Origin of the sequence: Kitasatospora sp. NBC_00039 (assembly GCF_045160625.1) — a bacterium.
Lineage (GTDB): Bacteria > Actinomycetota > Actinomycetes > Streptomycetales > Streptomycetaceae > Kitasatospora.
Genome location: NZ_CP108289.1, coordinates 210929 through 233711, shown reverse-complemented (window position 1 = coordinate 233711; position 22783 = coordinate 210929). Strand labels below are relative to the sequence as shown.

Sequence of the window (22783 nt, the reverse complement as noted above, 5' to 3'; positions counted from 1 at the left end):
GTCATCGCGGAACCGCTCGCGGGAAAGGCGCGGGCACGGACATCCCGCTCGGCAGCCCGATCGCCGGCCGTGCCGACCAGGCGCTGGACGAGCTCGTCGGCTTCTTCGTCAACACGCTCGTCCTGCGCACCGACACCTCCGGCAACCCGGGCTTCGCCGAACTCCTCGCCCGGGTCCTGGAGAACGCGCTCGCCGCGTACGCCCACCAGGACGTCCCGTTCGAGTACCTGGTCGAGCTCCTCAACCCGGCCTGGTCGCTCGCGCACCACCCGCTGTTCCAGGTGATGCTGGCCCTGCAGAACGCGCCGGTCGGGGAGTTCGCCCTGCCGGGGCTGGAGACCGGCTTCGAGCCGGCGCCGACGGACACTGCCCGGGTCGACCTGACCTTCAGCCTGGCCGAGGAGCACAGCGCCGTCGGCGGCCCGGCCGGTCTGCGCGGCGCGGTGGAGTACGCCACCGACCTGTTCGACGAGGCGACGGTCGAGGCGCTCTTCGCCCGCTGGGTGCGGCTGCTGGAGGCCGCGGTCGCCGACCCGGAGCGGCCGATCGGGGCAGTCGACCTGCTCAGCGCCGAGGAACGGGACCTCGCGGCCCGCGACGCGGTCACGGTCGACCTCCCCGCCGTCGGCCTTCCGGCGCTCTTCGAGGCGCAGGCGCGGCGGACCCCGGATGCGATCGCCGTGGTGTGCGAGGACGCCGCCGTGACCTACCGGGAGCTCGACGCCCGGGCCAACCGGCTGGCCCGCGCGCTCACCGCGCAGGGGGCCGGGCCGGAGGCCCCGGTCGCGGTGCTGCTGGAGCGCTCGATCGACCTGGTGACGGCCGTCCTCGCCGTCGTCAAGGCCGGTGCGGCGTACGTCCCGCTCGACCCGCGCTTCCCGTCCTCGCGGATCGACCTGATGATGCGCGAGACCGGGGCCGGCGTGCTGCTCAGCCCGGACGTGCTGACCGCGCTGGGGGAGACGGAACAGGACGGGTCCGCCCTCGGGATCGGCTGCCACCCCCGGCAGCTCGCGTACATCATGTACACCTCGGGCTCGACCGGGCAGCCGAAGGGCGTCGGGGTCACCCATCACGACGTGACGGCCCTCGCCCTGGACCCGTGCTGGGCGGCCGGCGGCCACGAGCGCGTGTTGCTGCACTCGCCGACCGCCTTCGACGCCTCGACCTACGAACTGTGGGTGCCTCTGCTCACCGGCGGGCAGGTGGTCGTCGCCCCGCCCGGACAGCTGGACGCCCCCACGGTGGCGCGGACCATCGCCCAGCACGGCGTCACCGGGATGTTCCTGGCGGCCGGACTGTTCCAGCTCCTGGCCGAGCAGCAGCCGGACTGCTTCAGCGGCGCCCGCGAGGTGTGGGCAGGCGGTGACGTGGTCTCCCCCGTCGCGGTCGCGCGGGTGCTGGCCGCCTGCCCCGGCCTCACCGTGGCCAACGGCTACGGCCCGACCGAGACCACCACCTTCGCGCTGTCCCATCGGCCGGCCGCACCGCCGGCCGGCGACCGACCGGTACCGCTCGGACGGCCGTTGGCGAACATGCGGGCGCACGTCCTGGACGGGGCCTGCGGCCGGTGCCGCCGGGCGTGGTCGGCGAGCTCTACCTCGCCGGAGCCGGCCTCGCGCGCGGCTACCTGGGCCGGCCGGGCCTGACCGCCCAGCGGTTCGTCGCCGACCCCGACGGGCCCGCGGGCGCCCGGATGTACCGCACCGGGGACCTGGCCCGCCGGCGCGCCGACGGGACGCTGGAGTTCGTCGGCCGGGCCGACCAGCAGGTGAAGCTCCGCGACTTCCGGATCGAGCCCGGCGAGGTCGAGACCGTGCTCTGCGGCCTGCCGGGCGTCGCCCAGGCACTGGTCGTCGCCCGCGAGGACCGGCCGGGGGACCAGCGGCTCGTCGCCTACGTCGTGCCCGCCGCGGGCGCCGCCCCGGAGCCGTCCGGGCTCACGGACGAGCTCCGGCAGCTCCTGCCCGAGTACATGGTCCCGTCGGCGTTCGTCCTGCTCGACGCGCTGCCGCTGACCGGCAACGGCAAGCCGGACCGCAGGGCGCTGCCCGCCCCCGAGTACGAGGCGGCGGGCACCGGCCGGATGCCGAGGACACCGCAGGAGCAGCTGTTGTGCGGCCTGTTCGCCGAGGTGCTCGGCCGGGAGCAGGTGCGCATCGACGACGACTTCTTCGCGCTCGGCGGCCACTCCCTGCTGGCCGCCCGGCTGGCGGCCCGGGTACGGGAGACGCTGGGCACCAGGCTCGGCCTGCGCACGCTGTTCGAGGCGTCGACGGTGGCCGGCCTGGCGGAGCGGCTCGGCGTGGACGACCTGGACGACGCCTTCGACGTGGTCCTCCCGCTGCGGCCGAAGGGCCGGAGCACGCCACTGTGGTGCATCCACCCCGGCGGCGGGATCAGCTGGTCGTACTGCGGGCTGCTGAACCACCTCGGGCCCGAGTACCCGATCTACGCGATCCAGGCGCGCAGCCTGGGCCGGCCGGAGCCCCGCCCCGCCACCATCGAGGAGATGGCGGCCGACTACGCCGACCAGATCCGCAAGGTCCAGCCCACCGGCCCCTACCAGCTGCCCGGCTGGTCGGTCGGCGGCCTGGTCGCCCACGCGGTCGCCACCGAGCTGCAGAACCGCGGCCAACGCACCTCCCTGCTCGCCATCCTCGACGCCTACCCGGTGGGCGACGTCGCCTTCGACGAACCGCCGGTGCCCACCGAGCGCGACGTCCTGGTCGGCATCCTCGACTGCGGCCCGGACCTGCCGGCCGAGGGACCGCTCAGCTTCGCCCAGGTGTCGGAGATCCTCCAGAACCGCGGCAGCGCGCTGGCGAACCTGACCGAGCGCCACATCGAGGCCGTCGTCGACATCATGATCAACAATGCCCGGCTCGCCCTGGACTTCGTCCCCGGCCGGTTCGAGGGAGACATGCTGCTCTTCAACTCGACGATCGACCGGGAGACAGACTCGCCCGACGCAGGCGTCTGGCGGCCCTACATCGCGGGCCGGATCGAGTCCCACGACGTCACCACCCGGCACGACCGGATGACGCAGCCCGGCTCGCTGGGGCAGATCGGACCTGTTCTGGCCGCGAAGATCACCGAACTCCACGACTGACAGCGGACATTCACACCTAACACCTCAAGGAGAGAACCATGACCAACCCGTTCGAGGACGACGACGCCCGCTACCTCGTTCTGGTCAACGACGAAGGCCAGCACTCCCTGTGGCCCGCCTTCGCCGACGTGCCCGCCGGCTGGACCGTCGCGCACCCGGAGGACACCCGCCAGACCTGCCTCGACCACATCGAGCAGAACTGGACCGACATGCGGCCGCAGAGTCTCGTCGACGCCATGAACGCGCAGCAGTCGTGACACCTGCGACCAACACCCGCCCCGCCGGGCGCGCCCCGGGCAACCCCGGCGCGCCCGGTGGCTTGGGCGCTGCCGACGGCTCCGGCGCTGCGGACGGTTCGGGCGGCTCCGGCGACTTCAGTGCGGCGATGCGCACCCCCGAGTTCCGGCAGGACCCCTACCCGCTCTACGCCCGGATGCGCCGCGAGGACCCGGTCCACCGCAGCCCGCAGGGCATCTGGTACCTGACCCGCCACGCCGACGTGGAGACCGCCCTCGGCGACCTGCGGCTGTCCAGCGACCGTGAGCGGATCACCGCCTCGCTCTCCACCCGCGACGGGAACCTCCGCGACCTCAGCCGGCTCACCAACCGCCTCGGCCGGGTGATGACCAACACCGACCCGCCGGACCACGCCCGGCTGCGCAAGCTCGTCAACAAGGCTTTCACCGCCCGGCGGATCGAAGCCCTGCGCGGGCGGCTCCAGGAGATCGTCGACGAACTGCTCGACGCCGCCGTCGCCGCCGGGCCGACCATGGACGTCATCCGCGACCTCGCCTCACCGCTGCCCGACACGGTGATCTGCGAGCTCTTCGGCATCCCGGACGGCGACCGCGGGCACGTCACGGCCTGGTTCCGCCGCCTCGGCAACCTCAGCGAGGACATCGAGCAGGCCGAGAAGGTGGTCGAGCAGTTCGAGGACTACCTCTCCCGACTGATCCACCGGCGCCGCGCGGAGCCCGGCGACGATCTGATCAGCGCCCTGGTCACCGCCCAGGCCCGCGGCGACCAGCTCACCGACGAGGAACTGCTCTCCACCTGCTTCATGCTCATCACCGCGGGCGACGAGACCACGACCAACCTCATCGGAAACGGCACCCTCGCCCTGCTGCGCCACCCCGGCAGCTGGCGCGGCTGCGTGCGGAGCCCGCTCTGATCCGGCAGGCCGTCGACGAGCTGGTGCGCTTCGACACCCCGGACGACCGGTCCAAGGCCACCTCCTGGGAGATCGCCCCGCCGGACAAGGACCTCGGCGGCGCGGGTGCCCGCTTCATCGCACCGATCACCACCGACCCGAAGAACACCAGCACCTGGGTTGCCGGCGGCCGCCACGCCTGAGTGCAGAACAAGGGCTTCGCGATCCGCAGCGGCGGCGATTGGACGGCCGCCTTCGACCTCGGTGAGGGCCACGTCGCCACCGCCGTCGTCGCCTCCGGCGGGACCGTCTACGCCGGCTGGTGCGGCCCGTGCAACAACCAGGGTTTCACCCGCGGCATCGCCACCGGCAAGGCCGACGGCACCGGTTGGCACCAGCTGAACCTGCCCGTCGAGGGCGCGCTGCCCAACCGGTACGTCTCCTCCTTCGCCGTGGACCAGGCCGACGCCCAGCACGTGTTCGTCGCGTTCAGCGGCTTCTCCCGCGCCTGGACCGAGGGTCCTGGTGCCGGCATCGGCCACCTCTTCGAGACCCGTGACGGCGGCGCCACCTGGACGGACGCCTCTGCCAACCTGCCCGACGTTCCCGCCGACTCCATCAAGCTGCTGCCCGACGGCGGCCTGGCCCTCGGCGCCGACCTGGCCGCGTTCTACCGCGCACCCGGCGCCACCGCGTTCCAGGTGCTCGGCCAAGGCCTGTCCACGACCTCGGTCCAGCAGCTGAAGACCGGCCCCGACAGCAAGCTCTATGCCGCCACCTTCGGCCGCGGCATCTGGTCCTTCGACCTGCGCCGCCTCGGCCACGGCCCGCGCGCCGAGGACGACTGACCACGAGCCGTACCGACCGCCGGTGCCCGGTCCGCTCACCCCGAGCGGGCCGGGCACCGGCGGTACTCGTAGGCGGAGCACCGTGACCCTGGCTGCCGACTGCTACTCCCACACCTGGAGCACCTCGTGCCGGTCAGGTAGCCCGCACCACTCTGACGGACTGACAGATGCGTTGCGTACTGCTTGAGATGGCATCAGATGGGCGCGGAGGCTTGGGGGCCCGGCTGGTGCGGTCCGCACCGCCCGAAAAGTCCGGCGGTGCGGGCGGTCAGGTCCGGTAGGCGAGGTTCGCCATCATCCCGGCCTCGCCGTGGTAGGCGTTGTGGCAGTGCAGCATCCAGCGGCCGGGATTGTCGGCGTCGAAGAAGACGGACAGGGTCTGGCCGGGCAGCACGATCGCGGTGTCCTTGCGCGGTCCGGTGTCGCCGAACTGGTAGGTGTGGCCGTGCAGGTGCATCGGGTGCCACATCTCGGAGCGGTTGACGAAGTCCAGGCGCACCCGCTGGCCGGCCTCGACCACGAGCGGGTCGGCGTCGGGGTGGGCCATGTCGAAGGGCTTGCCGTCGATGGCCCAGTTGTAGCTCGACATGCGGCCGGTGAGCCTTATCTGGTGGGTGACATCGGTCTTGCGGGATTTCAGACGTACGCCCTCGGCCGCCCGGAGCCGGGCGGCGGTCACGATCAGGCCGTCGAGTTCGGCGGGCCGGACCGTAGGTGGCGGCGCGGTGCCGGCGCCCGTGCGGATCAGGGCCATGCCGCGCGCGTCCTTGCCCTCCGCCAGGGCGACGAGCGGGAAGACGCCGTCGGCGAGGGTGACCAGAACGTCGTAGCGCTCGCCCATGCCGATCAGCAGGGCGTCGGTCTGCTGGTGTTCGACCGGATAGCCGTCGGTGTGGGTGATGGTGAGCCGGTGGCCGCCGAGCGCGAGGCGGTAGGCGGTGTCGGAGCCCGCGTTGACGATGCGCAGCCGCGCCCGCTGGCCGGGCCGGCCGGTGAAGACGGTGGGGTCGGCCGGGATCCGGCCGTTGACCAGGTGGTGCGGGTGGGCGACGTCCCCGGCATGCCCGCCGAGGAGGTCGCTCGTGCCATTCGCGAGCACCAAGGTGTCGGAGGTGCCCTCGGAGGAGCGCGACGCCGCGGTGCCCATGTCCAGGTGGCTGTTGCCGTGCATGAGTTGGGCCAGGACGTCGTCGGGGGTGCCGGTGACGCCGTCGAGCCAGTCGTCGAGGACGACCACCCACTCCGCGTCGTAGGACAGCGGTTCCTTCGGGTCCTCGACGATGAGCGGCGCGTACAGGCCGCGGTCGAGCTGGACGCCGACATGCGGGTGAAGGAAGTAGGTGCCCGGGACCTTCGGGGTGAAGCGGTACAGGAAGGTGCCGCCGGCGGGGACGGGCTCCTGGGTGACGGGGGGCGCGCCGTCCATGGCGTTGCGCAGGGCGATGCCGTGCCAGTGGGTCGATGTCGTGGTGCCGTGCGGCAGCCGGTTCGACAGCTCGGCGGCCAGCGTGGTGCCGGCGGTGAGCCGGACCTCCTGGCCGAGCGTCCGCCGCTCGAAGGCCCACGTGGCGACCGTGACGCCGCCGCCGAGATCGAGCTTCGCCGGTGCGGCGGAGAGAGCGACCTTCAGCTCGCTGCTGACATCCTCCGGTTTCTGCTCCGTACGGTCGGCAGCGGGACCGGCGGGAACGACCGTCTTGGGCCCATCGGAGGCACCGCCGCAGGCGGCGAGCAGGCCCGCTCCGACGGCGCCGAGTCCGGCGTGCAGAAGGGTTCGACGGCGGAAGTCATGCACAGGTTCGGATCCTCTCTCAGGAGCGTGTGTGGCCGCGGGCGCGTACCGGCAGGCGAGTGCCGTGCAGCGCGGGCCGTATTCGCCCTTGAGGGAGGAGCGGCGGATGCGGTGGCGCGTCGCGGACCGACGAGGTCGTGGGGGCTCTCCACATCGCCATCGCCTCCGCCTGGGATCTCGTCCTTCGGCTCCCACCCGCAGAGCCGCAGCCTGGTCAACCTACCTGCCAGGATCCACGCGCCCGTGCAAGCAATTACCCCGCCGCGCCCACCCGACGCACCCGTTGCCGCGTTAGCGGTCGCCGGAGCCGGGCATCCCCAGGGTGAGGAGAGGAAGGGAAGCAGCATGATCGCCCGAGTACGGCTCGGCCGTCGGCACCTGACCCGGAAGGTGACGCCGGGCCCGCCGCGCGAGCCGCCGAAGCCCGCGCAGCCCCCGTCACCCGGGTGGCGGCGCTGGATGCTGCCGATCGCGCTCGCGATCACGGCGTTCCTGATCGTCATCTCCCACACCTCGTCCACGACCGGCCCCACGTTCGCGTACACCGACTTCGCCGGCCGGGTGCAGGCCGGTCAGGTGCAGTCGGTGACCATCAACGACCAGGGCGCGGTCAAGGGCGCCCTCAAGGACGGCACCAGGTTCACCACCCGGATTCCGACGGCCCTGGACAACAGCGCGATCACCCAGCAGTTGGAGTCGCAGAAGGTCCAGGTCACGGCGGAGCGGAGCGGCGGCGGCTCGGTGCTCGGCTCGCTGTTGCTGATCTTCCTACCGCTGGTCCTGGTGGCCGCGTTCTTCCTGTGGTCGGGCCGGATGGCCGCGCGGTCGCTGAGCGGCGGGCTGAGTGCGATCGGCCGATCCCGCGCGAAGATCATCGAGGCGGAGCGGCCGACCACCCGGTTCGTGGACGTCGCCGGGTACGAGGGCGTCAAGCAGGAGATCAGCGAGATCGTCGACTTCCTGCGCACTCCGGGCGTCCTGCCCGGCACTCCGGCCCGGCGGCGCCATCCGGGCTTGTGCAGGCACCCAGGTCAGGAAGGCGCGCGGTACTCGCCGCCGCCCGGGTCTGCGGCGGCGTCCGTCTCGGCCGACGCCGGACCGCGGGCAGGGACGGAGGGCGGGCGCCGGCCGGTCCCCTCACAGGTCGGCGTGGCGTCGAAAGCGCTCCGACCCGCGCGGTGGTCGGGCCGTCCGAGAGCCCGGACGCTCCCCGCGTTCCCCGGTGTACACGGCCACGACGATGCCGTCCGTGATCCCGCATACGGCCCGGGGTGTGGCCGGCTTTCGGCCATGATCGGCTACGCAGACCCCTCATCGGGATGCGCGCAGCCTCAACCCGGGAGCAGCGGTATCGGCGCCCATACCGGTCAGGTCAGGCCGGTTCTGCATCGGGCGCATGTCCGATGCAGTTCGGCGACTTCCTTTCTGAAGCCGGCACGTCCTACCCGCCGCTACGTGCGGTATCGGAAGAGGATTCGGCCGAGTGAGGTCGTACGGGCTGAGCTCCACGAGCACCCGGTCGTACCTGGGTGAGTGCGCCATGGAGTACGTCGGGTCTTTCCAAGTGCAGGTCGTGGCCGGTTCGGGGGATGCTCAATGCGGTCGTGCCTGGGCGACGCCGGAGCATCTCCTCGATCTCCTGGAGCGGGATGATCCCACCCTGGCCCAGGACGGCCAGGGTGGGGCAGGTGATCCGCACCCACTCGTCCCAGAAGGACCGTTGGGTGACCTCCGTCAGCGAGGCGGTCATCAGGTCGGGTTCGAAGCGGGGCCACCATCCGTCCGCGCGCTCCTCCAGGCCCTCCGCCCATCCCTCGCCCACCGGCCCTCCGCCGAGGAAGCGGACGGCCGCGTCCTTGGAGTGGAAGGGGACCGGCCAGGAGGCGAACCAGTCGCCGATCCCGGCCGCGACGCTGTGGTCCGAACCGGCGGGCCCGGCCTCGATGAGGACGAGCCCGCCGATCAGGTCGGGGTGAGCTGCGGCGGTGAGCATCGCGGTGTGGCCGCCGAGCGACTGGCCGACCAGGACGGGCTGGTGGAGGCCGAGTTGTTCGATGACAGCGACGACGTCAGCGACGTAGGCGGCGCGGGAGACGTCCTTGGGGCGGCGCTCGGAAGCTCCGTGACCGCGTTGGTCGACGGCGACGGTTCGGTGTCTGGAGTTCAGGTGCCGTGCGGTGGCGCCCCATTCGCCCGCGTGGCCGGCCAAGCCGTGCAGCAGCACGATGGCGCGGCCCGCCCCGGCCCCGTCACGGCAGGAGAGCCGCACTCCGTCGCGTACCACGGTCCGCTCACGCCAGGTCAAGTCGACCGCGCACCTCGACCAGTCCAGCTCACCCCGTGCGCCGAGCTCGTCCAGGACGATCCGGTGGAGCTTGGCCCACACCCTCGCCCTGCTCCACTCGGTGAAGCGCCGGTGGGCGGTAGGCCCGGACGGGCCGAAACAGGGTGGCAGCTGGGCCCACGTGCACCCCGACGTCGCGACGAACACGATCGCCGCCAACACCCCGGGGGTCTGCCGGCCGAACAGCTCTTGGGGCCCAGCCGGTCCCGGTTCACCCGGTCCGCCGCACGCCCCCGCCCACCCACGATCGGTCCCTGGCACACCGCGATGTCCATCGCGTCGCCGTTGGAATGCAGCAGCGAGGCGGACCGCACCCACAGCTCGGCGTCCCGCGGTGCCGTACCCGCGCCGAGGAAGGCGTCGACCCGGGCCGGAGAGGACCCCCAGCCAGGCCGTACGGGGTGCGACTGCCCCACGGCGAGGCGATCCGTTCCAATCGTTGACTTCTGCGGCTCCCAGCGCATCAGCCGCGGGCTGAGCAGGGCATTTCCGGACAGGTGAAGTTCGATGCACCCCTGGCGAAACCAGAATCGCAAAGCGTATGATTTCGGACATAGAGCTATGGGAAGCCCGGACCGGTTGGACCTTCCTGACCAACCATGCGCGGGTGCTCGTCATGATTTCCCGCGACCGCGACGTGCGGCTGCGGGATATGGCCGCCACCTGCGGGCTGACGGAGCGGGTGGTCCAGACGATCGTCAGCGACCTGGAGAAGGCCGGCTATCTGACGCACACGCGTGAGGGGCGCCGCAACCGCTACCGGGTCATGCCCGGCAAGTTCTTCCGTCACCCGGCCGAAGCGCCGCACGAGATCGCAGGGCTCCTGGAGCTGCTGGCCCGCCCCGCTCGGCAGGGCCGAGAATCCGCCGACGATCCCCGGCCGCGAGGACGACGACGATCAACGGTCCCCCCATTCCGCTACCCCGGTCTCACGGAGCAGCGAAGCGTGACATGGCGTTGTAAGGGAGAGAACGATGACCTCCCGAGATGTCCATTCGGTCCCGACCCCGGCGGATCTCATTTCCCACACCGCATGCGGCCCCCAGGGAAACCTCTGGGCGAGGTCTGCGCCGTCAACGGCTCCCTCAGCGTCCGACTGGTCCCCGCCGCCACGAACCGGATCCTCGCCCGAGTGCGCGGCGAGATCGACATGGATGTCGCCATCTGCCTGCGCGAATCCCTGTCCGCGCGCTGCACGCCAGCCGCGACGGCCTGGATCTCGACCTGCTCGCCGTGACGTTCTGCGACTGCGCCGGCCTGAAGGTCTTGCTGGACGTGCGCACTCTGGCTGCCGACACCGGCAGATCCCTGGTCCTGACTGCGCTCAGTCGACCGGTCGCCCGCCTGCTGAAGATCACCGGCGCTGATGAGGTGTTCACCATCGCGGGCACGGAACGTGTGAAGGCCTGACGCCACTGGGCCGGGAGCTCGACGCTCTGGTGAACCAGTCGGCCCCGCCGCACAAAATCGGACGATATTGCGGCAAAGGGCGGTCGAGACCGCTGACCGGGAAAGCCAAGGGCGCCCGGCTCAGGCTGCGGCTCTGCCCTCCGTTCAGGCGTGTGACCCGCGCGAAGTCCCGACGGGGAAGAACGGTCCGGCCACCTCTTGCCCGCGACGCGCGCGGCAATACCGCTTGGCCACGGATGCCACCGGTTCGCAGTAGAGCTGTGGAGACTCACCGTGGCCGCCACCGTGTGCCTGCAACCGGCCCGCCGCCGGGGACGATTCAGCGGCGCGGGCATGCGGTCACACGTGGTCATGTGCGCCCGCCGACACCCCGACACTTCCCGATCCCTGGGCGGGGCGTCGGCCCCTCGTGGCGTGGCGGATATCAGGCATCGTGGGTGGGCGGCTCGTTGTAGCGTGGGCCGGCCAGGTCTCCGAGTGTCGTCAGCTTGGCCACGACGCTGTCGCGACCATGCCTGGCCGCCGCGCGGGCCCCGGATACCCCGTGCTCGGGCACTGCACCGGCGCGGGGCAGCCACTCGGCCGCCAGGGCGAGCACGCGGTCGAAGGTGGCAGGTGCGATCCCGTGAACCAACGTGGCGGCTTTGGCCGCCGGGGTGAGGACGAGTTCGGCGTGGCCGCGTTCGGCGGCCCGTACGATCGCGCGGGCTGCCCGCCGGGCGTCCATCGACAGCAGCGGCAGCGAGGCGGCGGAGGCGAACCAGGCGTATTCGCGCGCCGCCTCGCCGGCGAACTCGGCGGCGGTGTGCGATCCGGTACGCATCAGTCCGGGCAGCACGGTGGTGACCTGTATGCCGTCGGCGGCCAGCTCGGCGCGCAACCCTTCCGACAGGCCGGTCGCGGCGAACTTGGCCGTCACGTACGGCAGCAGGTGCGGGGCGGGAATCCGTCCGCCGGCGGAGGTAATGTTCACGACGATCCCGGCGCGCCGCGCCCGCATGGCCGGCAGGACGGCGAAGACCAGTCGCAGCGGTGCCATGGTCATCGTCTCCCAGGCCCGGCGAAAGTCCTCCTCCTGCACCGCTGCGAGCGGCCCGACCTGGATGATGCCGGCATTGTTGACCAGGATGTCCACGTCACCGAATCGCTCGCGGACGGCCGTAAGGAGCTGCATGGGCGCATCGGGGGCGACGAGGTCGCACACGGTGGAGGCGACCTCTCCCGGGCGGCCGTGCAGGCTGCGTTCGGCCTCGGCGAGAGACCGGACGTCCCGGCCGCAGAGCATCACCCGGCACCCCCGATCGGCGAGCTCACCCGCAATCAGCAGACCCAGGCCTCGCGAAGAACCGGTGACCAGAGCCGTTCGCCCCTCGAACGGCCCGTGTCCCGGGACGCGCCTCCGGAACCGCACTGACGTAGCGGACGCCTCCTTTTCGTCTCTCTTCGGCCGGTCAACCGCTCAGTGCGAAGATCATGCCGATCAGCATCGCCGAGACGACCACGGCGACCAGAACGATCAACACGAGCGGGCTGATCGCCCAGGCCCTGTGAACCTCGGACGGCTCGGGATGGGAGACCCCGGAGACGCCGCCTTCCGCGGGAGGCGTTTCACCGCTCGGCAGGGTGTGCCGGCTGTCGAGACCGGGCGTGTGGTAAGGATCGGGATCCGGTGTTGCCATAACGCGTCCTTCGCCGTGGGCCATGGCGTGGTTCTTCTGGTCGGTGATGCCGGCGCTGCGGCTCACGGCTGCAGCCGGGGCAGGACCTTCTGCTGGTAGAAGTCGAAGAAACCGTGGTACTGGGGGCCGATCTGGCTGACGTACACCTCGTCGAAGTCGGCGTCGACATACGGCCGGAGTGCTTCCACGTGCTGATCGGGGTCATCGCCGCAGGCGACCGAGTCGGCCACCATCTGCTCGGTGACCAGCTCACTCGCCTGCTCGAAGTGAGCCGGGGTGGGCAACACCTGTCCGAGCTCCCCCGGCAGCAGCATGTTGGGCCAGCGCCGGTGGACGGTCTTGACCGCCTGGTCCCGGTCGGTGCTCCAGCACACCTTGGTGCCGCCGATGACCGGCTTGCCCTCTCCGCCGGATGCTCGGAAACTCTCGATCAGTTCGGCGTCCGGGCTCATCGTGACGAAGCCGTCTCCGACTCGGCCGGCCAGCTCCGCCGCCTTGGGACCGAAGGCGGAAACGTATATCGGCAGCAAGCCGCTCGGCGGATTGTAGAGCCGGGCGTTGTCGACGGTGTAGTACTCGCCCCGGTAGCTGATCATCTCGCCGGTGAAGAGCCGGCGCATCACCTCGACGGCCTCCTCCAGCATTTGGGCCCGTACGGGGAACGAGGGCCAGCCGTCACCCAGGACGTGTTCGTTCAGCGCCTCGCCGGTTCCCACACCGAGCCGGAACCCGCCACTGGTCAGCACACTGGAAGTGGCCGCGGCCTGCGCTGTGATCACCGGATGCAGACGCATGATCGGGCAGGTCACCATGGTCGTCAACGGCCGTGTCGTGACCTGGGAGAGCGCGCCGATCATTGACCAGACGAATGGGCTGCTGCCTTGCGCGTCGTTCCACGGGTGGAAGTGGTCGGAGATCGCGAGATGCGTGAAACCGGCCTGCTCGGCCAGCTTCGCCTGTTCGATCAGTTCGGATGGGCCGAACTCCTCGCATGACAGGAAGTAGCCGAATGACGTCATGACGTGCCTCGCAATCAGCGCGATGCTCTTCTTCCAGGAAAAGCGGCTTACCGTGATTCGGCAGAAGAAACGCGCAGCAGGTCCTTCCCTGAGGTACTGCGGGAAGCCCGGCCAGGCGATCCCCTGGTACGGCATGCCGGACCGGCACGATCACATGAGCGGACGGAAGAGCGGTGCTGGCTGTGTCGCTGGGGCGATTGATGAGCGACTTTGCGCGGGCAGCGGTTGATCCGGCCGACATCCCCGGTATGACGCCCGTGGGCGCGCAGGCTACCGGTCCACGCCTCCCATCACCGGGTCGATCCCGGCCACCGCGACGATCACGTCGCCGACCTGGCCGCCCTCGCACATCGCCGCCATCGACTGCAGGTTGGTGAAGCTGGGGTCACGGAAGTGGACCCGGTAGGGGCGTGTCCCGCCGTCGCTGACCACGTGCACGCCGAGCTCGCCCCTGGGTGCCTCGACCGCCGCGTAGGCCTGCCCGGCCGGGACCCGGAAGCCCTCGGTGACCAGCTTGAAGTGGTGGATCAGGGCCTCCATCGACTCACCCATGATGGTGCGGATGTGGTCGAGCGAGTTGCCCAGCCCGTCCGGGCCGACGGCCAGTTGTGCGGGCCAGGCGATCTTCTTGTCGGCCACCATGACCGGGCCGGGGCGGAGCCGGTCCAGGCACTGCTCGACGATCCGCAGCGACTGGCGCATCTCGGCCAGCCGGATCAGGAAGCGGCCGTAGGAGTCGGCGGAGTCGGCCACCGCAACGTCGAAGTCGTACGTCTCGTAGCCGCAGTACGGGTCGGACTTGCGCAGGTCGTGCGGCAGGCCGGTGGCCCGCAGGATCGGGCCGGTGGCGCCGAGGGCCAGACAGCCCGGCAGGTCCAGATGGCCGACGGCCATCAACCTGGCCTTGAACACCGGATTGTCGGCGGCCAGCTTGTCGTATTCGTGCATCCGTCCGCGCAGCGTCGCCACGCCCGCGCGGATCTGCTCCAGCGCGCCGGGCGGGAGGTCCTGGGCGAGCCCGCCGGGGCGGACGTAGGCGTGGTTCATCCGCAGCCCGGTGACCAGCTCGAAGACGTCCAGGACGACCTCGCGGTCGCGGAAACCGTAGACCATCAGAGTCGTCGACCCGAGCTCCATGCCGCCGGCCGCCAGGGCGACCAGGTGCGAGGAGATCCGGTTGAGCTCCATCATCAGGACCCGGATGACGGTGGCCCGCTCCGGGATCTGATCGGTGATGTCGAGCAGCTTCTCCACTGCGAGGCAGTAGGCGGTCTCGTTGAACAGGGGGGTCAGGTAGTCCATCCGCGTCACGAAGGTGGTGCCCTGGACCCAGTTGCGGAACTCCATGTTCTTCTCGATACCGGTGTGCAGGTACCCGATGCCGCAGCGGGCCTGCTTCACCGTCTCGCCGTCGATCTCCAGGATCAGCCGCAGCACACCGTGGGTGGAGGGGTGCTGGGGCCCCATGTTGACGATGATCCGCTCGTCGTCGGCCCTGGAGACAGCCTCGACCACCTCGCCCCAGTCGCCGCCGGTGATGGTGGTGGCCCGGCCCTCGGTGGTGTCCCCGGCGCCTGCCTGCCCATGCTCGGTACTGCTCATCAGCTGTATGGCCTCGGCTTGTCGGAAGGTGCCGGGGAGTACCGGGGAGTACCGGGATTCGGGCGCCCTTGAAGGTCGACGGGATGCCGTGGTGCAGATTGCGCCGCCGCCTGTTCTCATTCTCGCTGCTCAGTGGGCGCGTGGCACTCGGGCGGCGAGCCGGGGCGGTGGATGCCGGCCGCGAGGCCGTCGTCGAGCGACCACGTCACCGGAGGAGATCACGGCCATGGTCCCGGACGTCGAGTTCGCCATCGGGATCGAGGCGGCGCTCGACGGCGCGGGCGCGGCGGTCGTGCTGCGACTGGCCCAGATCCGCGACACCGACTGGCAGGCCATGACGCGCCTGAGGGGAGACCGCCCCGCCTGGTCGTCGACACCCAGAGCTGCCTGGCCCGGATGCCGTGACCGCGTCCCGTACCTGCTACCGCTCGAACCACCACCGCGATGACTCAACACGGCAGACGGTGACCAGACTGGCAGAGGAAGGCGCGCTGACGGTGCCCCCGAGACGCGAGGATTCGAACGCTGATACCGGGCTTGCGGGCGCGCCTTGCCGACCTATCGTGGAAGGGCGGCTGCGCGCGTGGGAGGAGCATCAAGGTGGGTCCGGCACGGCGAACACCGGCAGACCGGGGTGCCTCCACCGGGGCCCGACCGCATGAGCTGTGACCAAGGATGCGACGTCATAGCTCAGCTGTGCCAGACACATTCGGGAGCAGATTGCCGAATGAGGCCGGCGATGGTGGGCTGTGCCGGATTTGCCGGGTCTTCGACGGCGCGGTGGCCGAGGCCATCGGGGACTCCGGTGCCGCCAGGCGGGCGAGTCGATGGCCTGGCCAGGAACGCGACCGCAACTGCGCGGCAGCAGATGACCATTGCGGAACCGAACTCGTGGCCCACACAGGGAATAGAGGGAACCATGGAACTCGCCTTCCTCGGGCAGCTTCTCGATCGTTCCGGTCCGTGGGCCTCCGTCTACCTGGACACCTCGCGGGCCACCGAGGATGCGGCGAAGCGACAGGAGCTGTTCCGTCGTGCGATCCAGGACCAGCTGCGCGGGCAGGGAGCGGACGGGCCCACCCGAGCCGCCGTGGAGGAGAAACTGGCTGCCGAGCCGGTCTCCGGTGCACCCCCGGGGAGGGCGCTGTTCGCCACCGCCGGTGAGGTCGTGCTCGACCTCCCGCTCGGCCACGCACCCGCGGCACCCGAGACCACCTGGTCCGGCCTGCCGCATCTCGCCCCACTGCTCACCCTGCGCGGCGATGACGCTGCCTGCCTGGTGGCCCGCATCGACCGCACCGGTGCGGACCTGGAACTGCGCGACGGCGGAGCGGCGGTACCGCTGGGCACGGCCGAGGGTCGGCAGTGGCAGGGGCGAGGGCACCGGTCGATTCCAGCCGACCGCTACGAGTGGCACTACCGGCATCGCGTCCAGAACACCTGGGAGCAGACGGCGCAGATCATCGCCGACGAACTCGCCCGTTGCTGGCCCGAGAGCGGCGCCCGCCTGCTGGTCCTCGCCGGCGACGCCCGGGATCGGCATGCCGTGTACCGCAGGCTGCCGGACGACCTGCGCTCCGCGGCCATCGAGGTCGAGGCAGGCCGCCGGGCGACCGGCGCCATCCCGGAGCCGCTCGACGATCGGATCACCGAAGCGCGGGAAGCTCGCGGACACCAGCACCTGGACCAGGTGCTCGATCTGTTTCGCACTGGTCGCGGAGGCCCCGGCGAGCATGGGCCCGGCGGCGCGGAGACCGGTCCCGGTCCCGCAGTCGAGGCACCCGGACACCGTCCAGCTTCCGTTCGAAGATCCACGTCGTCGAAGTCGCGCCGGTCGCTGAGGGTGGCGAGGATCGGTGTGCCGGGTGCATCCGCCGCGGGGCGCAGCAGAACGTGCTGCGCGCTCGGGAGACGGTCGAGCGCGCGGGTCATGCCCGTTCGCCGTCGGTGTCGTGGGCTTCGGCCGCGACCTGGCGGAGGGTATGGCCGGTACGGGCCGAGCGGGCGCGCCGGGGGTCGGGTGTGCCGGCGTCGTCGGCGCGTTCGTCGGCGTGCTTGACCAGCAGCCAGGCCTCCCGGTCGCTGCCGCTGTCGGTGCGGAAGCGGGTCAGCGAGTAGCCGCCGTGGAGTTTGCGGCCGTCAAGCCAGAACGAGGCGTGCCCGCGATCGAGGGCCCGGGTGAGCGGGATCTCGTGGCCGGCGCGGTCGGTGGACAGGTTGCGGTAGGTGCCCTCGTCCCAGACGATCACGGTGCCCGCGCCGTACTCGCCCTCGGGGATGACTCCTTCGAAGGTCCGGTAGTCGAGCGGGTGGTCCTCGGTCGGTGTGGCGAAGCGCTTGTCGTGCGGGTCGGTGGACGGTCCCTTCGGGACGGCCCAGGACTTCAGCACGCCGTCCGTCTCCAGGCGGAAGTCGAAGTGCATGCTGGTCGCGTCGTGGATCTGCACGACGAAGACCGGGGCGTCGGCGGATTCGTCGGCCCGACTGCCCGAGCTCGGTGGTCCTGGAGAAGTGGCGGCGGCGGTGGTAGTCCGCGAGCGCGTCCTTGGCGGGCATCTCGTTCTCCCTGCCTCGGCTGCTTTTCGGGGGCTGATCGTCCCACGTGAGTCCGGGTACCCGGCCCGCCTCACCTCACTCGGTCAGCGGGGACACCAGTGGCAGCGGATCGGCGGTGGAGTCGAGGAGGTCGTCGAGAGATTGCCTCGGCCTCCCGCAGCACGCGGTCCTGGGTGGTGGCGGCGAAGGCGTACTGGTCGCCGAGGAGGGCGTCGATGACGGCGCCCGCGCTCCACCACTGGAGCGGCAGGCCGGCGAACTCCACCTGGCTCTGGTCACGTTGCAGGTGGCGGCTGTGGGCGAACGCGAGGGTGGGGCCGCGACAGGTCTCGCGGCGGACGATGGCGTCGAGGTTGTCGGCCATCATCGAATCGCGCAGGCTCATGAGCGCGCCGAGCCGGGTGGGCGCGGTGTCGGCCAGGCCGGCGTGGTAGCGCAGGAGCCCGACGGCGGTTCGGGCGTACAGGCCGGCGCGCCAGAAGTCGTCGGGGGAGGTGGCGACCGTCAGGTGGGGGGCGTGCGAGGTGAGCAGCGCGCGCAGGTCGTCGGCGATCTGCCGGAGTTCCTTGGCCTCGGGGGTGCGGCCGACGGACCGGGTGGGCTCCATGAGAGCGGCCGGGTCGGTCCAGCGCACGTCGGGGCCGAGCAACTCGTCGAGGGTCTCGCGGCTGCAGGCCGGGTCGAGGTGGGCGGCGAGGTAGTCGTGCAGCGCGGTCAGGGCCACGCGGGGACCGCAGGCGCCGGTCATCTCCAGGGGGCCGTCGATGCCGTAGAACCGGAGCCGGTCGAGCGGGGGGTGCTGCTCGTTGCGGGCGCGCATCCAGCGCAGGAGCTCGCGGTTGGCGGGTGAGGCGCCCAAGCCGTGGCTGAGGCCGCGGGCGAGCGCGTCGTCGAGGGTCCCGGTGCCGCCGGCGACGTACGCGTCGGCCGCCAGGGCCGAGAGGCAGTCGCTCTCGAGGGCGATCGAGCGGTAGCCCCCGCACGGCTACCGCGTCTACGCCCCGCGCCATGCGGCGGCGTTGCGGACGTTCCTGGCGTTGATCCCCGCGCACGGCTACACGACGGCGGGGGCGATCATGCGGAGAGGGTCTGATGGACCGCTTCCGCCGGCACCAGCGCGCTGCCTTCGACCAGATCACCGCCGACTGGACCGAGCGCGACCGCCTGGAGTTCGCCCGCCTGATGCTGAAGTACGTCGACTCCCAGGACGCCCTCCGGCGGCGCTGGGCCGGTGCCCGTCGGCGGGTGCTGGGCCTCACCATGCCGGCGCATCCGCGCTGACTGCCCCCGTCGCGTTGGCCGGGCCACGTGGCGCGGAGAAGCGGATCGCGGAGAGCCGCAGCTGACGCCTCGGTCGCCCTCGGCGTGCGCGATGTGCCGAGCACACCGAGGGAAGACACGATGTGCCCAGCACGCCGAGGGGAAGAAAGCGGGCAGGACGGCGGTGAGCTGTCGGCGCGCCCCCAGTCGCGGGCATGCCTGGACTTGGTCCCCCGGCGACCGAATGCGTCCGGAACAGTGCCGGACGGTTCCTTCGGCCCGTCGTCAAACCGGCGGGGGAGTGGTCGCGGTGAGGCGGGCTGTCTGGGTTTGTTGGACCTGGCGGGCTGTCTGGAGGAAGTCCAGAATGACGGCCAACTGGTCCTCGTCGTAGCGGCTGAGGGCCTGTGCTCCGGCCTGGCCGACGGGTCGGAAGACCTCCGCTTCGACTGTCCGGGCCGCGTCTGTGGCGGTGACGAGCACTCGGCGCCGGTTGTCGTCGTCGCGGGTGCGGGAGACGTAACCGGCCTGCGAGAGACGGTCGATCGCCGTGGTGGTCGCCGCGGGGCTGAGTTTGACGGCGGTGCTGATCTCGCCGGCCGACAGGGGTCCGCTGCCCAGTACCACGCCCAGGCATCGCAGGTCGGTGCGGTTGAGTCCGAGGCGGGTGGCGACGGCTTCGTCGAAGGTGTCGAAGCTTTGCTGGAGCAGCCGTAGCTGCGCCGCGATGTCATACACGGCGGAATCTTTCGACATTCGAATCTTCCTGTTATCGTAAGGTTCGATGATCGAAGCAATGCTACCTGTGGAGGCATCCGTGCCCACCCAGCCGAGCACCGACGACGACCGTCAGATCCGGCAGCTCTTCGAGCAGTTCATGAAGGCCTGGACCGCAGGCGACGCCCAGGCCTTCGGCGCCTGCTTCACCGAGGACTCCGACTACGTGTCCTACGACGGCACCCGCGCCGTCGGCCGAGCCCAGCACCAGGACAACCACGACCGGCTGTTCCGCGGCGTGCTGGCCGGCTCGGCCCTGGTCGGCGAACTGGAGTCGATCCGCCACATCGCCCCGGGCGTCGCGATCATCCACGGCACCGCGTCGGTCCTCATGCCCTGGCGCTCCTGCCTGCCCGAGCGCCGTCTGTCACGGCAGAGCGTCGTCGTAGTCCACACCGACCAGGGATGGAGGATCACCGCAATCCACAACGGCCGAGTACGGCCGATCACCGTGCCCGACCCCGACGCCCTGCCCTCCCGAATATCCCGGCTCATGACCCGTACCGCCCGCCGCCTCGGCATCGGCCACCACGGTGCGACCGCCGACGCCTGACTCGAGCACACGCCGGCACCCCCGCCCGCCGCAACCCCCGCGGTCCGGCGGGCACTGACGGGCCGGCAAGGGGCCGGCCATCGCAGCCCCGGACAGCGGCTGACCGACCGCCTCCGCTCACCCGGTCAGCCGGGACACCAGTTCCGGCAGACCGGCGACGGAGTCGAGGAGGTGGTCGGGAGATCCCTCGGCCTCCCGCAGCGTGCGCTCCTGGTACTTGCCGGTCTTCACCAGGACGCCGGTGATCCCGCAGTGCTGTGCTGCGAGCACGTCGGACTCGAGGTCGTCGCCCACCATCAGCGTCCGGCCCGCCTCGGCGCCCACCCGGGCCAGGGCCCCGGCGAAGAACGCCTCGGCGGGCTTGCCGATGACGTCGGCCCGCCGGCCCGAGGCCTGTTCCAGGCTGACCAGGAACGCCCCGCCGTCGAGCTGCAGGCCGCGGTCGGTGCGCCAGTACAGGTTGCGGTGCATGGCCACCAGGTGGGCGCCTCGCTGCAGGTGGCCGAAGGCGCTGTTGAGAGCCCGGTAGTCGAACTCCGGGCCTGCGCCGCCGACCAGGACCACGTCCACCTCTCCGTCCTCGACCAGCGTCGCCCCCGCCAGGTCCTCCCGGACGTCGCCGCTGTTGAGCAGCAGACAGCGAGCGCCCGGGTGGTGTTCCGCCAGGTAAGCCGCGGTGACGGCAGGTGCGGTGAGGATGTCGTCGAGTGCGACCGGGAAGCCGGCCTCGGCGAGGGTCGTCGCCACCGCGGCCCTGGTGCGGGAGGTCGTGTTGGTGAGCAGCAGGAAGGGCAGGCCCTGTTCGCGCAGCTTTTCCACCGTTTCCACGGCACCGGGAAGCGGCTTCCAGGACACCGTGAGCACCCCGTCGATGTCGATCAGGACCGCGTCGACCGCTGTTCCTCGCATGGACCCGACCCTAGTTCCGCCCCGGTGAACCGGCCAGGGGCAAGGGCCGGCCGAGGTGGATCAGCTCTGGCCCTGCGACGCGATGGTGAACTCGTCGGCGTCGGCGTCGGCGTCGGCGACGGTGCCGGGCGTACGACGGGCCGCCGTCCATGCAGCCCGGCCTCACGCGGGTTCGAGGACGATCCAGACCTGCCCGGGGTGGAACGGCATCGGCCGCCCCGCGTAGCTGAATCCCGTGTCGCCGGCGGCGTCGGGCCGTGACCAGGTGCCCCGGTACGCCGTGCCGTCACGCAGGAACACCGCCTCGCCGCTGCCGACCGTGGGGGCGAAGGGCAGCAGCTCGCCGAAGGAGTCGACCAGGCCCCGGGGCGAGGTGGTCTCGGCGACCTTCTGCACCACGATCGTCGGCGCGCCCAGCTGCCCGCCGTCCGTCGACATGGCCGGCCTGCCGTCCAGTGCCACGAGGTACCTGCCCTCCGCGGCGGACCAGGTGAAGGTGAACGACGCCGCGGGCATCCGCGCGGCGAACGAGCCGGTCGGGGTGCCGCCCGCCGGCGCGTCGCCGAAGCGGAACCCGACATCGCGGGCCACCGCCGCGTCCGGGAAGTGGCGCAGGATCCCGGACGGCACCACGTACTGGTTGAACGGCGCCACGTTCCACTGCCCACGGAAGAACGAACTGTCCTGCTGGGATTCCGGCACCTGGGGACTCCGGCACCTGGGAAGACGAATCCCGGACCGGCCCGGTTCCCTACGGCCGTGACAGGACGAGGGCCAACGCGGTGAGCACCCCGGAGAGGGCTCCGGCGGCGATCCGCCACACCAGGCGGGCCAGTCCGTACCAGGCCCGCGCAGCGCCACCCGTCACCCGGTACCAGGCGATGCCGAAGGGCAGGGCGATGAAGAACCACGACGGCGGTGCCAGCTCGCCGGGCCGTTGCGAGCCCTCGCGCGCCCACCGGCGGCACCGCTCGGCACCCCGGCCGGTCCAGCCGTCGCAGCGGTCGGCGCGCTCGGCCCACCGGGCCGAGGTGTCCAGGAGCCCGGCCCGCCAGTCGTCGCGTCGCCGGACGATCGCGGCCCCGGCCCGGCCTCGGCGGGGCATCGCGCCGCTCACCGCCCCTCCAGCCGCGCCGCCAGCCGCTCCGGGAGGACGTCCCGGTTTGCCCGGGTCAGCTGGATCAGTTCGACGTCGATGCGGCGCTTGAGGACGTCGGTGAAAGGGCCGTGCTGGGCATGCACGGTGGCGACCACGTCTACATCGGCCCCGAAGACGGCCCGGACGGCATCCCGGAACGGGGGGTACGCCAGTTCCATCCGCCCGAGCTCGTCGATGAGCACGAGCGTGCCAGGCCCCGCGGGCGTGGTGAATGAGGGCAGCGCCAGCCGTTCCATCACTCCGAGATCGACACCGTACCGCCCGACCTGCGGAGGTCCCGGCAGGCCGACATGGGCGAGCACGCCTCGCCGGCCCGTCAGCGTCTCCAGCGCGAACCCGACCCGGGTGCCGCCGTCGCGGATCTCTTCCGTGGTGAAGCCGACGGCCTCCCGGGTGCGCAGCAGCGCCGCCAGCCGGCGGATCGCGGTCGTCTTCCCGCTGCCGGGGCGCCCCTCCAGCAGAATTCTCGTGGGCATCACGTGCTCGGATCGGTCATCGGCGCTCGGGCCCTGCTACCAGCCTCTCACCGGGGTGAGCGGCCGCGCCACCCGCTCCTGGCGCCGGGTGAGGTGGCGGACCGGCCCGGCCCGGGAGGCCGACGCCCTGCGCCTCA

Annotated in this window: 25 protein-coding genes and 3 pseudogenes; 13 read left to right on the top strand and 15 right to left on the bottom strand. The window is 71.5% G+C overall.

Annotation, left to right across the window (positions count from 1 at the left end):
- The first annotated feature begins 41 nt into the window (after positions 1–41).
- From OG286_RS01355 to OG286_RS01330, 6 genes are read left to right on the top strand one after another with little or no spacing between them, the layout of a single operon-like run.
- Entirely contained in the window at positions 42–1649 is a 1608-nt protein-coding gene (locus tag OG286_RS01355; RefSeq protein ID WP_405366031.1) for a non-ribosomal peptide synthetase, read from the top strand.
- Positions 1583–3112: an alpha/beta fold hydrolase gene (locus OG286_RS01350; protein ID WP_396325072.1), complete on the top strand. Its 1530-nt coding sequence runs from the start codon at positions 1583–1585 to the stop codon at positions 3110–3112. Before OG286_RS01355 ends, OG286_RS01350 begins: the two co-directional genes overlap by 67 nt.
- 38 nt (positions 3113–3150) lie before the next feature.
- Entirely contained in the window at positions 3151–3369 is a 219-nt protein-coding gene (locus OG286_RS01345) for an MbtH family protein (RefSeq protein ID WP_396325073.1), read from the top strand.
- Positions 3366–4283 (top strand): cytochrome P450, encoded by a 918-nt coding sequence (locus tag OG286_RS01340; protein WP_405364616.1) that lies wholly within the window; start codon positions 3366–3368, stop codon positions 4281–4283. The genes OG286_RS01345 and OG286_RS01340 overlap by 4 nt, the downstream gene beginning before the upstream one ends.
- Positions 4284–4306: 23 nt before the next feature.
- On the top strand, positions 4307–4465 hold the full coding sequence (locus OG286_RS01335; RefSeq protein WP_405364614.1) for a hypothetical protein: 159 nt from the start codon (positions 4307–4309) through the stop codon (positions 4463–4465).
- Positions 4466–5110: a hypothetical protein gene (locus OG286_RS01330; protein ID WP_396325076.1), complete on the top strand. Its 645-nt coding sequence runs from the start codon at positions 4466–4468 to the stop codon at positions 5108–5110.
- A 268-nt stretch (positions 5111–5378) separates the two neighbouring features.
- Here the strand turns inward: OG286_RS01330 and OG286_RS01325 are convergent, their stop codons facing one another.
- On the bottom strand, positions 5379–6905 hold the full coding sequence (locus OG286_RS01325) for a multicopper oxidase family protein (RefSeq protein ID WP_396325077.1): 1527 nt from the start codon (positions 6903–6905) through the stop codon (positions 5379–5381).
- 456 nt (positions 6906–7361) lie between these two features.
- Between OG286_RS01325 and OG286_RS01320 the strand changes: the two genes are divergently transcribed.
- Positions 7362–8435: an ATP-dependent metallopeptidase FtsH/Yme1/Tma family protein gene (locus OG286_RS01320; protein ID WP_405364612.1), complete on the top strand. Its 1074-nt coding sequence runs from the start codon at positions 7362–7364 to the stop codon at positions 8433–8435.
- Here OG286_RS01320 and OG286_RS01315 read toward each other — a convergent pair.
- The 3 genes and pseudogenes from OG286_RS01315 to OG286_RS01305 form a co-directional block, all read right to left on the bottom strand.
- Complete coding sequence (locus OG286_RS01315) at positions 8344–9207, bottom strand: alpha/beta fold hydrolase (RefSeq protein ID WP_405366030.1); 864 nt, start codon at positions 9205–9207, stop codon at positions 8344–8346. The genes OG286_RS01320 and OG286_RS01315 overlap by 92 nt on opposite strands.
- Positions 9208–9408 (bottom strand): annotated as a pseudogene (locus OG286_RS01310) (transposase); the annotation flags it as partial.
- Positions 9409–9434: 26 nt separating this feature from the next.
- Positions 9435–9682: pseudogene (locus tag OG286_RS01305) on the bottom strand (nitrate reductase); the annotation flags it as partial.
- A 105-nt stretch (positions 9683–9787) separates the two neighbouring features.
- Here OG286_RS01305 and OG286_RS01300 point away from each other — a divergent pair.
- Together OG286_RS01300 and OG286_RS01295 are read left to right on the top strand one after the other, a co-directional pair.
- The gene (locus tag OG286_RS01300; protein ID WP_396325079.1) at positions 9788–10483 is read left to right on the top strand and encodes a helix-turn-helix transcriptional regulator; all 696 of its coding nucleotides are present in this window, start codon (positions 9788–9790) and stop codon (positions 10481–10483) included.
- Entirely contained in the window at positions 10480–10656 is a 177-nt protein-coding gene (locus OG286_RS01295) for an STAS domain-containing protein (RefSeq protein ID WP_396325080.1), read from the top strand. The genes OG286_RS01300 and OG286_RS01295 overlap by 4 nt, the downstream gene beginning before the upstream one ends.
- A gap of 424 nt (positions 10657–11080) precedes the next feature.
- Here the strand turns inward: OG286_RS01295 and OG286_RS01290 are convergent, their stop codons facing one another.
- From OG286_RS01290 to OG286_RS01275, 4 genes are all read right to left on the bottom strand, one after another.
- The gene (locus tag OG286_RS01290; RefSeq protein WP_396325081.1) at positions 11081–12067 is read right to left on the bottom strand and encodes an SDR family NAD(P)-dependent oxidoreductase; all 987 of its coding nucleotides are present in this window, start codon (positions 12065–12067) and stop codon (positions 11081–11083) included.
- A gap of 40 nt (positions 12068–12107) precedes the next feature.
- Positions 12108–12401, bottom strand: coding sequence for a DUF6480 family protein (locus OG286_RS01285; protein ID WP_396325082.1), 294 nt, complete (start codon positions 12399–12401; stop codon positions 12108–12110).
- Positions 12398–13354: an LLM class F420-dependent oxidoreductase gene (locus OG286_RS01280; RefSeq protein ID WP_396325153.1), complete on the bottom strand. Its 957-nt coding sequence runs from the start codon at positions 13352–13354 to the stop codon at positions 12398–12400. Before OG286_RS01280 ends, OG286_RS01285 begins: the two co-directional genes overlap by 4 nt.
- Before the next feature lie 270 nt (positions 13355–13624).
- A complete protein-coding gene (locus OG286_RS01275) occupies positions 13625–14956 on the bottom strand; it encodes an NADH-quinone oxidoreductase subunit D (RefSeq protein ID WP_396325083.1) in 1332 nt (443 codons plus the stop codon).
- Between the two features lie 226 nt (positions 14957–15182).
- Here OG286_RS01275 and OG286_RS01270 point away from each other — a divergent pair, with 226 nt between their 5' ends.
- Together OG286_RS01270 and OG286_RS01265 are read left to right on the top strand one after the other, a co-directional pair.
- Positions 15183–15404, top strand: a complete 222-nt coding sequence (locus tag OG286_RS01270; protein ID WP_396325084.1) for a hypothetical protein — start codon at positions 15183–15185, stop codon at positions 15402–15404.
- Positions 15405–15614: 210 nt separating this feature from the next.
- Positions 15615–16664, top strand: a pseudogene (locus OG286_RS01265) (hypothetical protein); the annotation flags it as partial.
- A 220-nt stretch (positions 16665–16884) separates the two neighbouring features.
- Here OG286_RS01265 and OG286_RS01260 read toward each other — a convergent pair.
- Together OG286_RS01260 and OG286_RS01255 are read right to left on the bottom strand one after the other, a co-directional pair.
- Complete coding sequence (locus OG286_RS01260; protein WP_405364609.1) at positions 16885–17403, bottom strand: DNA polymerase ligase N-terminal domain-containing protein; 519 nt, start codon at positions 17401–17403, stop codon at positions 16885–16887.
- Positions 17404–17582: 179 nt separating this feature from the next.
- On the bottom strand, positions 17583–18476 hold the full coding sequence (locus tag OG286_RS01255; RefSeq protein ID WP_396325154.1) for an erythromycin esterase family protein: 894 nt from the start codon (positions 18474–18476) through the stop codon (positions 17583–17585).
- A 128-nt stretch (positions 18477–18604) separates the two neighbouring features.
- On the opposite strand from OG286_RS01255, the gene OG286_RS01250 reads away from it, so the two are divergent.
- Positions 18605–18793: a hypothetical protein gene (locus OG286_RS01250; protein ID WP_396325086.1), complete on the top strand. Its 189-nt coding sequence runs from the start codon at positions 18605–18607 to the stop codon at positions 18791–18793.
- A gap of 264 nt (positions 18794–19057) precedes the next feature.
- Here the strand turns inward: OG286_RS01250 and OG286_RS01245 are convergent, their stop codons facing one another.
- Positions 19058–19609, bottom strand: a complete 552-nt coding sequence (locus tag OG286_RS01245; RefSeq protein WP_405364607.1) for a MarR family winged helix-turn-helix transcriptional regulator — start codon at positions 19607–19609, stop codon at positions 19058–19060.
- Here OG286_RS01245 and OG286_RS01240 point away from each other — a divergent pair.
- The gene (locus OG286_RS01240; RefSeq protein WP_396325088.1) at positions 19590–20102 is read left to right on the top strand and encodes an SgcJ/EcaC family oxidoreductase; all 513 of its coding nucleotides are present in this window, start codon (positions 19590–19592) and stop codon (positions 20100–20102) included. The genes OG286_RS01245 and OG286_RS01240 overlap by 20 nt on opposite strands.
- A 117-nt stretch (positions 20103–20219) precedes the next feature.
- Here the strand turns inward: OG286_RS01240 and OG286_RS01235 are convergent, their stop codons facing one another.
- The 4 genes from OG286_RS01235 to OG286_RS01220 form a co-directional block, all read right to left on the bottom strand.
- Positions 20220–21011, bottom strand: a complete 792-nt coding sequence (locus OG286_RS01235) for an HAD-IIA family hydrolase (RefSeq protein WP_396325089.1) — start codon at positions 21009–21011, stop codon at positions 20220–20222.
- Positions 21012–21173: 162 nt separating this feature from the next.
- Positions 21174–21713, bottom strand: a complete 540-nt coding sequence (locus OG286_RS01230; protein ID WP_396325090.1) for a DUF3048 C-terminal domain-containing protein — start codon at positions 21711–21713, stop codon at positions 21174–21176.
- A gap of 49 nt (positions 21714–21762) precedes the next feature.
- Positions 21763–22128 carry a hypothetical protein gene (locus OG286_RS01225; protein WP_396325091.1) on the bottom strand — a complete coding sequence of 122 codons (366 nt, stop codon included), beginning with the start codon at positions 22126–22128 and terminating at the stop codon, positions 21763–21765.
- A complete protein-coding gene (locus tag OG286_RS01220; RefSeq protein ID WP_396325092.1) occupies positions 22125–22646 on the bottom strand; it encodes a nucleoside-triphosphatase in 522 nt (173 codons plus the stop codon). Before OG286_RS01220 ends, OG286_RS01225 begins: the two co-directional genes overlap by 4 nt.
- Positions 22647–22783: the final 137 nt, after the last annotated feature.